The 14,896-nt window shown below is 70.6% G+C and carries 13 protein-coding genes; all 13 read right to left on the reverse strand.

All coding sequences use genetic code 11. The features are described 5' to 3' along the window. Positions 1–26: 26 nt before the first annotated feature. On the reverse strand, positions 27–797 hold the full coding sequence (locus MON03_RS10355) for a fumarylacetoacetate hydrolase family protein (protein ID WP_022904386.1): 771 nt from the start codon (positions 795–797) through the stop codon (positions 27–29). A gap of 30 nt (positions 798–827) precedes the next feature. Then, the gene (locus tag MON03_RS10360; protein ID WP_175328681.1) at positions 828–1,937 is read right to left on the reverse strand and encodes a branched-chain amino acid aminotransferase; all 1,110 of its coding nucleotides are present in this window, start codon (positions 1,935–1,937) and stop codon (positions 828–830) included. A gap of 14 nt (positions 1,938–1,951) precedes the next feature. Then, a complete protein-coding gene (locus MON03_RS10365) occupies positions 1,952–3,019 on the reverse strand; it encodes a 3-isopropylmalate dehydrogenase (RefSeq protein WP_242088286.1) in 1,068 nt (355 codons plus the stop codon). A gap of 13 nt (positions 3,020–3,032) precedes the next feature. Beyond that, positions 3,033–4,622 (reverse strand): phosphoglycerate dehydrogenase, encoded by a 1,590-nt coding sequence (gene serA / locus MON03_RS10370; protein ID WP_242088287.1) that lies wholly within the window; start codon positions 4,620–4,622, stop codon positions 3,033–3,035. A gap of 160 nt (positions 4,623–4,782) precedes the next feature. After that, positions 4,783–5,166: a hypothetical protein gene (locus MON03_RS10375; RefSeq protein ID WP_148286238.1), complete on the reverse strand. Its 384-nt coding sequence runs from the start codon at positions 5,164–5,166 to the stop codon at positions 4,783–4,785. Continuing rightward, positions 5,163–5,588 (reverse strand): hypothetical protein, encoded by a 426-nt coding sequence (locus tag MON03_RS10380; RefSeq protein WP_175328684.1) that lies wholly within the window; start codon positions 5,586–5,588, stop codon positions 5,163–5,165. The genes MON03_RS10375 and MON03_RS10380 overlap by 4 nt, the downstream gene beginning before the upstream one ends. A 97-nt stretch (positions 5,589–5,685) precedes the next feature. Continuing rightward, positions 5,686–6,876 (reverse strand): mannitol-1-phosphate 5-dehydrogenase, encoded by a 1,191-nt coding sequence (locus MON03_RS10385; RefSeq protein WP_242088288.1) that lies wholly within the window; start codon positions 6,874–6,876, stop codon positions 5,686–5,688. 209 nt (positions 6,877–7,085) lie between these two features. Next, positions 7,086–8,111: a ketol-acid reductoisomerase gene (ilvC, locus tag MON03_RS10390; RefSeq protein WP_022904393.1), complete on the reverse strand. Its 1,026-nt coding sequence runs from the start codon at positions 8,109–8,111 to the stop codon at positions 7,086–7,088. A 45-nt stretch (positions 8,112–8,156) separates the two neighbouring features. Continuing rightward, positions 8,157–8,657, reverse strand: coding sequence for an acetolactate synthase small subunit (gene ilvN, locus MON03_RS10395; protein WP_022904394.1), 501 nt, complete (start codon positions 8,655–8,657; stop codon positions 8,157–8,159). Beyond that, on the reverse strand, positions 8,654–10,477 hold the full coding sequence (locus tag MON03_RS10400) for an acetolactate synthase large subunit (protein WP_175328685.1): 1,824 nt from the start codon (positions 10,475–10,477) through the stop codon (positions 8,654–8,656). The genes ilvN and MON03_RS10400 overlap by 4 nt, the downstream gene beginning before the upstream one ends. A 46-nt stretch (positions 10,478–10,523) precedes the next feature. Next, positions 10,524–12,218, reverse strand: a complete 1,695-nt coding sequence (gene ilvD, locus MON03_RS10405; protein ID WP_242088289.1) for a dihydroxy-acid dehydratase — start codon at positions 12,216–12,218, stop codon at positions 10,524–10,526. Between the two features lie 195 nt (positions 12,219–12,413). Further along, positions 12,414–13,196 (reverse strand): trehalose-phosphatase, encoded by a 783-nt coding sequence (gene otsB, locus MON03_RS10410; protein ID WP_229728069.1) that lies wholly within the window; start codon positions 13,194–13,196, stop codon positions 12,414–12,416. Then, positions 13,189–14,775, reverse strand: a complete 1,587-nt coding sequence (otsA, locus tag MON03_RS10415; RefSeq protein ID WP_022902426.1) for an alpha,alpha-trehalose-phosphate synthase (UDP-forming) — start codon at positions 14,773–14,775, stop codon at positions 13,189–13,191. Before otsA ends, otsB begins: the two co-directional genes overlap by 8 nt. Positions 14,776–14,896 lie beyond the last annotated feature (121 nt).

A 14,896-nucleotide genomic window follows, 5' to 3' on the forward strand; every position in this document is an offset into this window, starting at 1 on the left:
GGGAGCGGGCCGTCCGTCGGAGCGGGTCAGTGGTTGGCGATGACCGGGTTCCGGAGCGAACCGAGTCCGGAGATCGTCACCTCGACGACCTCGCCGTCGCGGATCTGTCCGACGCCGGCGGGCGTGCCGGTGAGGATGACGTCACCGGGCAGGAGCGTCCAGATCGACGAGATGAACTCGATGAGCGTCGGGATGTCGTGGATCATCTCGTTCGTCGAGGCGGCCTGACGCAGCTCACCGTCGACGCGGGTCTCGAGGCGGATGTCCGACGGGTCGATCTCGGTCTCGATCGCGGGGCCGAGCGGGCAGAAGGTGTCGAAGCCCTTCGCCCGGGTCCACTGGCCGTCCCGGGCCTGGAGGTCGCGGGCCGTGACGTCGTTCGCGATCGTGTAGCCGAGGATCACGCTCGCGAAGTCCTCGCGGCGGACGTTCTTCGCGAGCGACCCGATCACGATGGCGAGTTCGCCCTCGTGGTCCACCCGTCCGATGTCGGCGGGGAGTCGGATGGGGTCCTCCGGACCGATCACCGCGGTGTTCGGCTTGAGGAACACCACGGGGTCGTCACCCGAGCGCTCGTCCATCTCCGACGCGTGCTCGGCGTAGTTGAGCCCGACGCCGATCACCTTCGAACGCGGGATCACCGGCGCGAGCAGCTTCGCCTCCGTCAGGGGCACCCGCTCCCCCGTCGTCTCGAACCCCTGGTACATCGGGTCCCCGGCGAGCACGACGAGGTCGCGCTCGTCGAGGATGCCGTAGCGGGGATCTTCGCCCTTGCTGCTGAACCGTGCGATCTTCACCGTTCGACCCTACCGACGCCGGAGCCGCGATCAGGACGCGTCGGTCAGCTTGGTCATCCAGCCGTGCGGGTCCGGCAGGCGCCCGTACTGGATGTCGGTGAGCTCCTGGCGGAGGGACATCGTCAGCTCGCCGGCGCCCTCGGTCGGGGAGCCGATCGTGAAGCCCTCGCCCCGGAGCTCGGCGATCGGGGTCACGACGGCAGCGGTCCCGCAGGCGAAGGCCTCCGTGATGGAGCCGTCCGCCACGCCGTCACGCCACTCGTCGAGCGACACCCGACGACGCTCGACGCGGAGGCCGCGGTCCTCGGCGAGCTGCAGGATCGAGTCGCGGGTGATGCCCTCGAGGATGGAGTCCGAGTCCGGCGTCACGAGGGTGCCGTCCGACTTCACGAGGACGACGTTCATGCCGCCGAGCTCCTCGAGGTACGTCCCCTCCGCCGAGTCGAGGAACATCACCTGCTGGCAGCCGTGCTCGTACGCCTCCTGCTGGGGCAGCAGCGACGACGCGTAGTTGCCGCCGGTCTTCGCCGCACCGGTCCCGCCCTTGCCCGCGCGGGCGTAGGTCGTCGAAAGCCAGATCGACACCGGCTTCGGGCCCGAGGTGAAGTAGGCACCCGCCGGGCTCGCGATGCAGTGGTAGTCCACGGCCTGCGCCGCGCGGACGCCGAGGAAGGACTCGGTCGCGATCATGAACGGCCGGAGGTACAGGCTGGTCTCCGGGGCCGAGGGCACCCAGTCGACGTCGGTCTGCACGAGCTGCCGGATCGACTCGACGAAGGCCTCGACCGGCAGCTCGGGGAGCGCCAGTCGCCGCGCCGACCGCTGGAAGCGCCGGGCGTTCGCGTCAGGACGGAACGTCCACACCGATCCGTCGGCGTGCCGGTAGGCCTTGAGGCCCTCGAAGATCTCCTGCGCGTAGTGCAGGACGCTCGCGCTCGGGTCGAGGGACAGCGGACCGTAGGCGTGGACGGCGGCGTCGTGCCAGCCGTCGTCGAGCGTCCAGTGGACGGTCGCCATGTGGTCGGTGAAGTGCTTGCCGAAGCCCGGGTCGGCGAGGATCGCCTCACGCTCGGCCGCCGCGCGGCGGTCGGGCGACGGCGTGGTGGAGAACTCGAGCCCGAAGGCGGTGTCGGTCGTCATGGGGGTGACTCCTGTCAGGCGGTGGTGGTGCGTGCCGTGAGGGCGGCGACGATGGCGTCGCCGACCTCGGACGTTCGACGCTGCGTGGTGCCCCGGTCCGCGAGGTCCGCCTCGACCGCCCGGGTCACCGCCGACGCGAGGTCGTTGCGACCGAGGTGGTCGAGCAGCAGGGCGACGGAGAGGACGGCGGCCGTCGGATCGGCCTTCTGCTGACCGGCGATGTCGGGCGCGGAACCGTGGACCGGCTCGAACATGCTGGGGAAGGTGCCGTCCGGGTTGATGTTGCCCGAGGCCGCCAGACCGATGCCGCCGCTGATCGCGCCGGCCAGGTCGGTGATGATGTCGCCGAAGAGGTTGTCGGTGACGATGACGTCGAACCGAGCAGGGTCCTGCACCATGTGGATCGTGACCGCGTCGACGTGCTGGTAGTCGACGGTGACGTCGGGGTACTCCGCGCCGACGGCCGCGACGGTGCGCTGCCAGAGCGCTCCGGCGTTGACGAGCACGTTGCTCTTGTGCACCAGGGTCAGGTGCCTGCGCGGCCGCCGGTCGGCGAGCGCGAAGGCGTACCGGACGACCCGCTCGACACCGTGCGCCGTGTTGAGCGACACCTCGGTCGCGATCTCGTGCGCTGTGCCGACGCGGATGGCGCCGCCGTTCCCGACGTACGGTCCCTCGGTGCCCTCGCGCACGACGACGAAGTCGACCGTGCCCGGGTCGGCGAGCGGGGTCGTGACCGCGTCGTACACCTTAGTCGGGCGGAGGTTCACGTAGTGGTCGAAGGCGAAGCGCAGCTTCAGGAGCAGCCCGCGCTCGATGATGCCGCCGGCGAGCCGCGGGTCGCGCGGGTCGCCGCCGACGGCGCCCAGCAGGATCGCGTCGTGCGACGCGATCGCCGCCAGGTCGTCGTCGGTCAGGATGTCCCCGGTCGCGAGGAACCGATCGGCGCCGAGCGAGAACGCGGTCTCCTCGACCACGAGGTCCTCGGGCAGGACGGCGTGGAGGACCTTGAGCGCCTCGTCGACCACCTCGGGTCCGATGCCGTCGCCGCGGACCACGGCGAGCTTCACGGTCTGCGTCATCTGCCCGACTCCCCTACAGCGTGATGTCGATCTCGCGGAGCGAGGTCGCGTCGATGGTGGACCGCACGTGCTCGAGGATCTCCGCGGGCACCGGGGAGTCGACGGTGAGGACGCTGAGCGCCTGACCGCCGGCCGCTTCGCGGGAGATCTGCATCGCCGCGATGTTGATGCCGGCCTCGCCGAACTCCTTGCCGTAGACGGCGACGATGCCGGGGCGGTCGACGTACTCCATCACGACGTGGTGACGGTCGAGCGGAACCTCGACGTCGTGCCCGTTGATCTCGACGAGCTTCTCGACCTGCTTCGGACCGGTGAGCGTGCCGGAGACGCTGATCGCCGGGCCGTCGGACTGGGCGCCGCGGATGGTGAGGACGTTGCGGTACTCCGGGCTGTCGGCGTCGGTGATGAGCCGGACCGAGACCCCGCGCTGCTCCGCGATGAGCGGGGCGTTCACGTAGGAGACCTGGTCGCTGACGACGTCGGTGAAGACGCCCTTGAGCGCCGCGAGCTTGAGCACGCTGACGTCGAATCCGGCGAGTTCGCCGTGCACCTCGACGTCGATGCTCGTGACCGGCGAGGTCGCGAGGCCGGTGAAGACCTGGCCGAGCTTCTCGACGAGCGGGATGCCCGGGCGCACGTACGGGTCGATGACGCCGCCGGCGACGTTCACCGCGTCGGGGACGAGCTCGCCGCCGAGCGCGAGCCGGACGGACTTCGCGACGGAGACGCCCGCCTTCTCCTGGGCCTCGTCGGTGGAGGCACCGAGGTGCGGGGTGACGACGACGTTGGGCAGGGACGTCAGCGCGTCGTCCTGCGGCGGCTCGGACACGAAGACGTCGAGACCTGCGCCCGCGATCGTGCCGGAGGTGAGGGCGCGGCGGAGGGCGTCCTCGTCGATGAGCCCACCGCGTGCGACGTTGACGACGAACGCGGTCGGCTTCATGAGCGCGAACTGCTCGTCCGAGATCATGCCGACCGTCTCCGGCGTCTTCGGCATGTGGATCGTGGTGAAGTCCGCGCGGCGGAGCAGGTCCTCGAGCGAGACGAGTTCGACGCCGAGCTGCTGCGCCCGCGCCGTCGTCACGTACGGGTCGTACGCGATGACCGAGACCCCGAAGGCCTGCAGACGCTGCGTGATGAGCGCACCGATGCGACCGAGGCCGATGATGCCGACGGTCTTCTCGTAGAGCTCGACGCCGGTGTACGCCGAGCGCTTCCACGCACCGCCGGCGAGCGAGGCGTGGGCGGCCGGGATGTGACGCGCGAGCGAGAGGATGTGGCCGACGGTGAGCTCCGCGGCGGAGATGATGTTCGACGTCGGCGCGTTCACGACCATGACGCCGGCCGAGGTGGCGGCCTTGATGTCGACGTTGTCGAGACCGACACCCGCACGGGCGACGACCTGCAGGTTCGGGGCCGCGGCGATGGCCTCGGCGTCGACCTTGGTGGCGGACCGCACCAGGATCGCGTTCGCGTCGGCGAGGGCGGACAGGAGCGCTGGTCGGTCGGTACCGTCCACGTTCCGGATCTCGAAGTCGGGCCCGAGGGCGTCGACGGTGGCGGGCGAGAGTTCTTCGGCGATCAGGACGACCGGCTTCGGCACGACTGCTGTTTCCTCACACGAGACGGGCGGTATCCCACCATGCTACCGACGCGAGCGCATGGTGACGACCGCGTGACGCTCGCGGTGGTGACCGGACGACGGACGGGAGGCACGGTGCGGGCCCGCACCGTGCCTCCCGTCCGGCCGTCCGCCGGGTCCGTCAGGACCCGATGGTGGTCGTGGTCGTCACGTACTGCAGCAGGCTGAACCAGAGGGCGCTCACCGCGCAGAGCGCGGTGAGGAACACGACGATCGTCCGGGCGGGCGGCATCCGGCGCGACACGACGAGGGCGACGACGAACCCGACCGGGGCGATCGCGACGTCGAGCACCAGTGCCGTCCACGGGACGGAGCTCTGCAGGGCGGTGGCCCCGTTCTTCGCGAGGAACTCGTTGTTCGCGAGGATCGGGGTCGAGACGCCGACGAAGTTCCCGACGGCCTGCGTCGTCACGTAGGCGAGCAGGAGTGCGGCGACGACCCAGACGACGATCCGCCACGGGGCGAGCACCCGGGCGGGGGTGGATGCGGGTGCGGGCGCGCTCAACCGAAGCTCCTCGTCAGGATGAAGGGCCACGGGATCAGCACGACGGCACCGATGAGCAGCCAGACGAACTTGGTGCGGTTGCGGCTCGACTGTCCGATCCAGAGCGTCGCGACGAACCACAGCGCCGGCGCCACGATCGCGAGCGCACGCATGACCTCGGAGGCGAGGTCACCCACGGCGAGGACGCTCGCGCTGATCAGCCACGCGACCGTGTAGAGCAGGTAGAGACCACCGAGGACGCCGAAGCCGATGAGCGGTCCGGAGCCGAGCGGGCCCTCGTCATCGTGGGAGCGGCGCTCCTTGACGGCGACCGGGTTGTGGGCCGCGTCGACGTGCGTCGCGTCGTCCGCGTCACCCCAGCTCAGCGCGTCGTCGTCGTCGTGGTCGACGGACCCGTCCGGAGGTGAGGCTGCGGTGGTCATGCCTCGATTCTACGAGGCGTCGAGGAGTGCCGGTGTCGGCGGGGGGCGACGTCGGTCGTCCACACGGGCGGGACGACGCGGGCAGCCCCGGACCGGGTCAGACGTCGGCGGACTCGGTGGCGAGGACCGCCGCCACGACGTCGCGGACCGCCGGGAACAGCGGGTGGCTCTCCATGAGGCCCGTGAGGATCTCGGTGAGGGCGTGCGCCGTCGCGCCGGAGCGCAGCAGGGCGTGCAGCTCGATCGACTCGGGGTCGTCCTGGTCGTCGAAGGCGAGGGCCGCACGGATCGCACCGAGGAGGTGGTCGACGGGCATGCCGCGTTCGGCGAGCTGGGACGCGGGGCCGACGAAGCGCTCGCGGCGCCCGAGCTTGCGGAGCGGGTTCCGCCCGACCCGGAACGTGGTGTCGGGCAGGTGCGGGTTCGCGATCCTGGAGAGGTTCGCCGCGACGTAGCGGGCGTGCTCCTCGGGGTCGAAGCCGTGCTTGGCGATGAGCAGTGCGGTCGTCTCGGCGAGGACGCCGTCGACCTCGGCCCGGACCTCGCGGTCCTCGAGCGCCTCGCGGATGAGGCGGATGCCGCGCGTGGAGCCGTGGTACGCAGCAGTGGCGTGCGCGGTGTTGACCGTGTAGAGCTTGCGCTCGACGAAGGGCTGGAGGTCCTCGACCCAGGTCACGCCGTCGATGACCGGCGGTTCGGTGTCGGAGGAGTCGAAGGGCGTGCGTTCGATGACCCACTCGTAGAAGGGCTCGAGCACGACGTCGAGGCCGCCGGACTGGCCGAGGACGCCCGACTGGTCCGGGACGATGCGGTCGATCGCGCAGTTGGCGAAGACGGCCGCGATGTCGCGGTCCTCCAGCACCGGGGCCCGTCGGATGCTCGCGTGCAGCGAGTCCGTGGCGTTGAAGGCGTTCTCGCACGCGACGATGGTGACGTCGCCGCGCTCGGTGCCGCGGGCGGCGAGTCCCTCCGCGATCACCGGGGCGACCAGCGGGAGGGTGCGTGCACCGACAGCGGTGGTGACGACGTCCGCCTCCGCGATGGCCTGGACCACCCGCGCACGGTCGGTCTTGCTGTTCAGTGCGCGGAAGCCGTGGACGAGGTGCTCGACCGGCATCTCGCCGACCTCGTGGACGACGAAGCGACCGGCCTCGTTGAGGGCCGAGACGACGCGCTCGTCGACGTCGACGAAGGTGAGTTCGTACCCGCTCGCCACGAGGAACTGCCCCACGAAGCCGCGCCCGATCTTGCCGGCGCCGATGTGGACCGCCCGTCTCGTCACCGCCATCGGACGATCATCCCACGCCGATCGGTACGGTCCTGACCATCCCGGCCCTCGGTCGCCGACGGGCGTCGTCCGAGGGACGCGGGGACCCCGCGGACACGCCGATCTCCGGCGCCGGGGGTGATGAAGAGCTGCTGCATAACGTTCGGGTCACATCGAGAGGCGGCGGTGCACGGTGCACCGCCGCCTCGTCGTCGAGTGGTCTGCGAAGACTACCGCGCGGCCGAGCCGTCCACGTAGTCGGCGTCGTTCGACTTCCACGCGAACAGCGCGCGGAGCTCGCGGCCGGTCGCCTCGATCGGGTGGCCCTCGCCCTTCGCGCGGAGCGCCTTGAACTCCGGCGCGCCGGCGTCCTGGTCCTCGATGAAGCGCTTGGCGAAGGTGCCGTCCTGGATGTCCGCGAGGACGGCCTTCATGTTCTCCTTGACCTCGGGCGAGATGACGCGGGGGCCGGAGACGTAGTCACCGAACTCGGCCGTGTCCGAGATGGACCAGCGCTGCTTGGTGAGGCCGCCCTCCCAGATGAGGTCGACGATGAGCTTGAGCTCGTGCAGCACCTCGAAGTACGCGATCTGCGGCTGGTAGCCCGCCTCGGTCAGCGTCTCGAAGCCGTACTGGATGAGCTGCGAGGTGCCACCGCAGAGGACGGCCTGCTCACCGAACAGGTCGGTCTCGGTCTCCTCGGTGAAAGTCGTCTTGATTCCGCCGGAGCGCAGACCGCCGATGGCCTTCGAGTACGACCACGCGAGGTCCCAGGCGGAGCCCGAGGCGTCGACCTCGACGGCCACGATCACTGGGACGCCACGGCCGGCCTCGTACTCGCGGCGGACGGTGTGGCCCGGGCCCTTCGGCGCGACGAGCGACACGTCGACGCCCTCCGGCGCCTGGATGTAGCCGTAGCGGATGTTGAAGCCGTGGCCGAAGACGAGCGTGGCGCCCGGCTTGAGGTTCGGCTCGATGTCGTCCTTGTAGACGATGCGCTGCACCTGGTCCGGCGCGAGGATGACGACGACGTCGGCCCAGGCGGTCGCGTCGGCCGGGGTCAGGACCTCGAAGCCCGCCTCCTCGGCCTTCTGGCGGCTCTTCGAGCCCTCCTTGAGGCCGATCTTCACCTCGACGCCGCTGTCGCGGAGGTTGAGGGCGTGGGCGTGGCCCTGCGAGCCGTAGCCGATGACGGCGACCTTCTTGCCCTGGATGAGCGTCAGGTCGGCGTCGGCGTCGTACACGATGTCAGTCACGAGGGTGTGTCTCCTTGGTTCTGTGGTCTGTGGGGGCCGACGGGGTCAGCGCACCCGGTCGGTGATGCTCTTGGGTCCGCGGCCCATGCCGAGGAGGCCGGCGCGCGCCAGTTCCTTGATGCCGTACGGCTCGAGCACGCGGAGGATGGCCTGGATCTTGCCGGGGTCGCCCGTGACCTCGACGACGAGCGAGTCGGTCGCCACGTCGACGACCTGCGCACGGAAGAGGGTCACGGCCTCGAGGACCGCCGAGCGGGTCTGGTTGTCCACGCGGACCTTCACGAGCATGTGCTCGCGCTGGACCGACTGCGAGAAGTCGAGCTCGACGATCTTGATGACGTTGACGAGCTTGTTGAGCTGCTTGGTCACCTGCTCGAGGGGCAGGTCCTCGACGTCCACCACGACGGTGATGCGGCTGAGTCCCTCGACCTCGGTGTTCCCCACCGCGAGCGACTCGATGTTGAAGCCGCGGCGGGCGAAGAGGCCGGCGACGCGCGTCAGCAGACCCGGCTTGTCCTCGACGAGCAGGGAGAGGACGTGGCTCATGCGGGGTCTCCGGTCATGTCGGCGTCCTCGACGTCCCAGCTGGGCGCGTGGTCGCGGGCGTACTCGATCGAGGAGTTGCCGACGCCCTGCGGGACCATCGGCCAGACCATCGAGTCGCGGCTGACGACGAAGTCGATCACCACGGGACGGTCGTTCGTCTCGAGGGCGAGCCTGATGGCGTCGTCGACCTCGTCGGCGCGCTCGACGCGGATGCCCAGGGCACCGTACGCGTCGGCGAGCTTCACGAAGTCCGGCACCCGCCGGGTCTGGTGCCCGGTCTCGAGGTCGGTGAACGAGTGGCGGCCGTCGTAGAACAGCGTCTGCCACTGCCGCACCATGCCGAGCGACGAGTTGTTGATGATCGCGACCTTGATCGGGATGTCGTTGATGACGCAGGTCGCGAGCTCCTGGTTGGTCATCTGGAAGCAGCCGTCGCCGTCGATCGCCCAGACCACGCGGTCCGGCTCGGCGACCTTCGCGCCCATCGCCGCCGGGACGGAGTAGCCCATCGTGCCGGCGCCGCCCGAGTTCAGCCAGGCGTGCGGACGCTCGTACTGGATGAACTGCGCGGACCACATCTGGTGCTGCCCGACGCCTGACGCGTAGATCGCCTCGGGTCCGGTGAGCTCGCCGATCCGTTTGATGATCGCCTGCGGCGCGAGGAGTCCGTCGGTCGGCTCGGCGTACCCGAGCGGGAAGTCCTTGCGGAGCCCCTCGAGCTTCTCCCACCACGCGGCGGTGTCCGCGCGGTCGGCGGGTGCGATGCCGCCCCACGCGTCGAGCAGGTCGGCGAGGACCTCCTTCGCGTCGCCCACGATCGGCACGTCGGCGAACCGGATCTTCGAGATCTCGGCCGGGTCGATGTCGACGTGCACGACCTTGGCGTCGGGCGCGAACTCGTCCGCCTTGCCCGTCACGCGGTCGTCGAACCGGGCGCCGAGCGCGATGATGAGGTCGCTGTCCTGCAGCCCGAGGACCGCGGGCACCGTGCCGTGCATGCCGGGCATGCCGAGGTGCTGCGGGTGCGTGTCGGGGAAGGCGCCGCGGGCCATCAGGGTCGTGACGACCGGCGCACCGGTGGCCTCGGCGAACGCCTTGAGCTCGGCCGTCGCACCGGAGCGGACGACACCCCCGCCGACGTACAGCACCGGACGCTCGGACTCGGCGAGCAGCTGCGCGGCGGCCGCGATCTGCTTGCCGTGCGCCTTCGTCACGGGGCGGTACCCGGGCAGGTCGATCTTCGGCGGCCACACGTACGGCGCCGACTTCTGCTGGGCGTCCTTCGTGATGTCGACGAGCACCGGACCCGGACGGCCGGTCGTGGCGATCTGGTACGCCGCCGCGAGGGTCGCCGGGATGTCGGCCGGGTCGGTCACGAGGAACGAGTGCTTCGTGATCGGCATCGTGATGCCGACGATGTCGGCCTCCTGGAAGGCGTCCGTCCCCATCAGGGTCGAGAACACCTGCCCCGTGATGGCGATGAACGGCACCGAGTCCATGTAGGCGTCGGCGATGGCCGTCACGAGGTTCGTGGCACCGGGGCCGGAGGTCGCGATGGCGACCCCGACGCGGCCGGACGCCGAGGCGTAGCCCTCGGCGGCGTGACCGGCGCCCTGCTCGTGACGGACGAGGACGTGGCGGATCGTCGTGGACGCCATGAGCTCGTCGTAGAAGGGGATGATGGCGCCACCGGGCAGGCCGAAGACGTCGGTGATCCCGAGGTGCTCGAGCGTCCGCAGGACGGCTCCCGAGCCGGTCAGGACCTCCGGCGTCCGGCGTGCACCGGCGGCCGCGGACAGCGGAGTGGCTTCCGTGGGCATGAGGTGTTCCTTGCCTGGAGTGATGGCGGTGGTGCGTGTGTCGACGCTAGCCCGTGACCGCGCCCTTGGCGGCGGACTGGACGAGCTTCGCGAACTTCGCGAGGACTCCGCGGGTGTAACGCGGGGGCAGCGGGGCCCAGCCTGCTCGGCGGGCCTCCAGCTCGGCGTCGTCGACCAGTAGGTCGAGCGAGCGAGCCGCGATGTCGACACGGATGCGGTCGCCATCGCGCACGAATGCGACTGGACCTGCGTCCACCGCTTCCGGTGCGATGTGGCCGATGCACAGGCCGGTTGTGCCGCCTGAGAATCGTCCGTCCGTCAACAGTAGTACATCCTTGCCGAGGCCCGCGCCCTTGATGGCCGCCGTGATCGCGAGCATCTCGCGCATGCCCGGACCGCCCTTCGGGCCCTCGTACCGGATGACGACGACGTCGCCCTTCTGGATCCGACCCTCGTCGAGGGCGTCCATCGCGGCGCGTTCGCGGTCGAACACGCGTGCGGGGCCCTCGAAGACCGCGGCGTCGAACCCGGCCGTCTTCACGACGGCACCCTCGGGGGCGAACGAGCCCTTGAGGATCGTCAGTCCGCCGGTGGCGTGGATCGGCTGGTCGAGCGGGCGGAAGACCTTGCCGTCGACGGCCGGCGGGTCGATCTCCGCGAGGTTCTCGGCCATGGTCTTGCCCGTGACGGTCATGACGTCGCCGTGCAGCAGCCCGGCGTCGAGGAGGGCCTTCATGACGACGGGGATGCCGCCGTTCTTGTCGACATCGTTCATCACGTACTGACCGAACGGCTTCATGTCCGCGATGTGCGGCACCTTCGAGCCGATGCGGTTGAAGTCGTCGAGGGTGAGGTCGACCTCGGCCTCGTGCGCGATGGCGAGGAGGTGCAGCACGACGTTGGTCGAGCCTCCGAGTGCCATCGCGACGGCGATCGCGTTCTCGAAGGCCTCCTTGGTCAGGATCTGGCGCGCCGTGATGCCCTTGCGGAGCATGTTCACGACGGCCTCGCCCGAACGGTGCGCGTAGTAGTCACGGCGACGGTCGGCCGACGGCGGCGCGGCCGAGCCGGGCAGCGACATGCCGAGGGCCTCCGCGACCGAGGCCATCGTGTTCGCCGTGTACATGCCACCGCAGGCGCCCTCGCCCGGGACGATGGCGCACTCGATCTCCTTGAGCTCGGCCTCGGTGATCTTGCCGGCCTTGCACGCGCCGACCCCCTCGAAGGAGTCGATGATCGTGACCTCCTTGAAGGAGCCGTCGGCCTGCTTCACGTACCCGGGCATGACCGAGCCCGCGTAGAGGAAGACGCTCGCGAGGTCGAGGCGCGCGGCTGCCATGAGCATCCCCGGGAGCGACTTGTCGCAGCCGGCGAGCAGCACGGTGCCGTCGAGGCGCTCGGCCATCACGACGGTCTCGACGCTGTCCGCGATGACCTCGCGCGAGACGAGGGAGAAGTGCATGCCCTCGTGGCCCATCGAGATGCCGTCCGAGACGGAGACGGTGCCGAACTGCAGCGGGTAGCCGCCGCCGGAGTGGACGCCCTCCTTGGCCCCCTGCGCGAGGCGGTCGAGGGACAGGTTGCAGGGGGTGATCTCGTTCCAGGAGGACGCGATCCCGATCTGCGGCTTCTCCCAGTCCTCGTCGCCCATGCCGACGGCCCGGAGCATCCCACGCGAGGTGGTGGCTTCGATCCCGTCGGTGACGACCCGGCTGCGCGGCTTCACGTCGATGTCAGGCATGGGGTGAGTCTAGGCGCAGTTGGGATACCAGCCGAGCAACAACATGCGTCCGCATGGTGTCCGGTGCAGCGGCTGGGGCCGGGCGGGCACGCGCGAGCGGCGGTCTGGAGGCTCGGGGCGCGTCCGTCAGGCCGGTCGCGTGGTCAGGCCGGTCGCGTGGTCAGGCCGGTCGCGTGGTCAGGCCGGTCGCGGCGGTCAGCGCGTCGCGCGCGCCCGGGCGAGCTGCTTGAGCACCTCGGTGAGCGCCGCCGGGTCGGTCACCCGGTACCCGGCGAGCGTGTCGCCCTGGCCCACCTTGACCCCGACGTCGCCCTCGCGGAGCACGCGGAAGCCGTCCTCGTCCGTGACGTCGTCGCCCGCGAAGAACACCGCGTCCGCGCCGCGCAGCTCGCGCAGCCGGTCGATCGCGTCGCCCTTGGTGACGTGCCGGACGGCGAACTCGAGGATGTCCTTGCCGCCGCGCTCGAGGACGGCGTCGTCGACCTCGTGCGCGACCCGGCTCGCCTCGGCGTCCGCGGCCGCGGCGGTCTCGGCGTCGACGCCGCGGGTGTGGATGCCGAGGCCGGCGGGCTTGTGCTCGATCCGGACGCCCGGGTACCGCGAGACGACCTCGTCGAGGGCGGCCCCGAGGCGCTGCACGCGTGCGGACTCGTCGTCGGTCAGGGCGTCCTCGTCGTGGCCGTCGACCCGCCACTCGACCCCGTGGGACCCGACCAGCGCCATGCCGTCCGGCGCCTGGGTCACCCGGGCGAGACCGTCGAGCGGGCGGCCGGACACGAGCACGACCTCGGTGTCGCGGGCGCGCTGCAACGTGAGGACCGCGGCCCAGGAGCCGGGCAGCGCCCCGACCTGCGCGGGGTCGTCGGCGAACGGCGCGAGGGTGCCGTCGAAGTCGAGGGCGACGAGCAGTCGCGGCGCAGCCGCGAGCGTCTCGAGGGCCGACGACAGGGCGGACGGGTCGGTGACGGTCTCAGGCACCACGGGCCTCCCGGGTGTCCTCGGCCGCACGCGCGGTCTGTGCGCCTTCGTCGAAGATCGACATGCCGTCGTCCTCCGCCTCACGGTGCGCGTCCGCAGTCGCGTCCGGGTCGATGCGCGACCCCTTGGGCGCATGGCGGTCGAGCGCTTCGAGGAAGGATCGCGACCAGCGCGCCACGTCGTTCTCGCGGACCCGCTTGCGGAGCGCGCGCATGCGCGTGGAGCGCTCACGCCGGGGCATCTCGATCGCGCGCTGGATCGAGTCCTTCAGCGCGCCGATGTCGTGCGGGTTGACGATCACCGCCTGCTTCAGCTCGTCGGCGGCGCCGGTGAACTCGGAGAGGATGAGCACGCCGTCGTTGTCGAAGCGCGTCGCGATGTACTCCTTGGCGACGAGGTTCATGCCGTCACGCAGGGCCGTCACGAGCATCACGTCGGCGGCGAGGTAGAGCGCCACCATCTCCTCGCGCGGGTAGCCGTGGTGCAGGTAGGCGATCGGCTGGTGCCCGATCACGCCGAGGTCGCCGTTGATGCGGCCGACCGTCAGTTCGATCTCGTCTCGGAGCGCGGCGTACGTGTCGACGCGCTCGCGGCTGGGGCTCGCGACCTGGATGAGCGTGGCGTCCTCGACCGCGACCCGGCCGTCCTCGACGAGTTCGCCGAAGGCCTTGATGCGGTGGCGGATGCCCTTCGTGTAGTCCAGCCGGTCGACGCCGAGGAGCACGGTCTTCGGGTTGCCGAGGCTCGCGCGGATCTCGCGGGCGCGCTCCTGGACCTCGGGCCGGTGCGCGATCTCCTCGAAGCCGGCGGCGTCGATCGAGATCGGGAAGTGCCGGGCCTCGACGTGCCGCACGGTGATGCCCTTGCGGCTGCGCGGGGCGGCCGGGTCGTCGACGGGGACGTCGATCGTGGAGCCCTTGGTCGTGTAGCCCTTGATGTGCCGGACCGCCCGGAGGAAGTCGCTCGCGTCGTCGTGGCGCTGGAAGCCGATGACGTCGGCGCCGAGCAGGCCGTCGAGGATCTGCGCGCGCCACGGCAGCTGGGCGTAGATGCCGACCGGCGGGAACGGGATGTGGTTGAAGAAGCCGATCGTGAGGTCGGGTCGCAGCTCGCGGAGGAGCGCGGGCACGAGCTGGAGCTGGTAGTCCTGCACCCAGACGACGCCGTCCTGCTCGACGATGTCGGCGATCTGGTCGGCGAAGCGCTGGTTCACGCGCTTGTAGGCGTTCCACCAGTCGCGGTGGTAGCTCGGGTGCTCGATGACGTCGTGGTAGAGCGGCCAGAGGGTGTCGTTGCTGAAGCCCTCGTAGTACTCCTCGACGTCCGCGGTGCTGAGCGGTACCGGGACGATGTGGATGCCGTCGTTGTCGAACGGGGGGACCTCGACCTCGGGCTGCCCGACCCAGCCGACCCAGGCGCCGTCGTTCGCCCGCATCACGGGTTCGAGCGCGGTGACGAGGCCACCCGGCGAGTGCCGCCAGCCCTCGTTGCCGTCCTCGTCGACGACGCGGTCCACCGGGAGGCGGTTCGACGCGACGACGAAGGCGTAGCGGGTGCGGTCGGTTCGGTCTGCAGCCATGGGGTGGTGGTGTCTCCGTTCGCCCGGGGTGGTGCACGCGGGTCGTGGTGCACGTGGACGGTGCCGAAGTTACCAGCGGGACGTCAGCGGATTCACGGGACCTCGGCAGGTTGGATATGAT

The organism is Curtobacterium sp. DN_7.5, from assembly GCF_022655355.1.
GTDB lineage: Bacteria > Actinomycetota > Actinomycetes > Actinomycetales > Microbacteriaceae > Curtobacterium > Curtobacterium luteum.

Excerpts from the sequence above, each read along its gene's own strand:
- MON03_RS10360 (WP_175328681.1), bottom strand. The coding sequence starts at position 1,937 with ATGACGACCGACACCGCCTTCGGGCTCGAGTTCTCCACCACGCCGTCG.
- ilvN (WP_022904394.1), bottom strand. The coding sequence starts at position 8,657 with ATGAGCCACGTCCTCTCCCTGCTCGTCGAGGACAAGCCGGGTCTGCTG.
- otsA (WP_022902426.1), bottom strand. The coding sequence starts at position 14,775 with ATGGCTGCAGACCGAACCGACCGCACCCGCTACGCCTTCGTCGTCGCG.
- MON03_RS10400 (WP_175328685.1), bottom strand. The coding sequence starts at position 10,477 with ATGCCCACGGAAGCCACTCCGCTGTCCGCGGCCGCCGGTGCACGCCGG.
- MON03_RS10365 (WP_242088286.1), bottom strand. The coding sequence starts at position 3,019 with ATGACGCAGACCGTGAAGCTCGCCGTGGTCCGCGGCGACGGCATCGGA.
- MON03_RS10385 (WP_242088288.1), bottom strand. The coding sequence starts at position 6,876 with ATGGCGGTGACGAGACGGGCGGTCCACATCGGCGCCGGCAAGATCGGG.
- MON03_RS10380 (WP_175328684.1), bottom strand. The coding sequence starts at position 5,588 with ATGACCACCGCAGCCTCACCTCCGGACGGGTCCGTCGACCACGACGAC.
- ilvD (WP_242088289.1), bottom strand. The coding sequence starts at position 12,218 with ATGCCTGACATCGACGTGAAGCCGCGCAGCCGGGTCGTCACCGACGGG.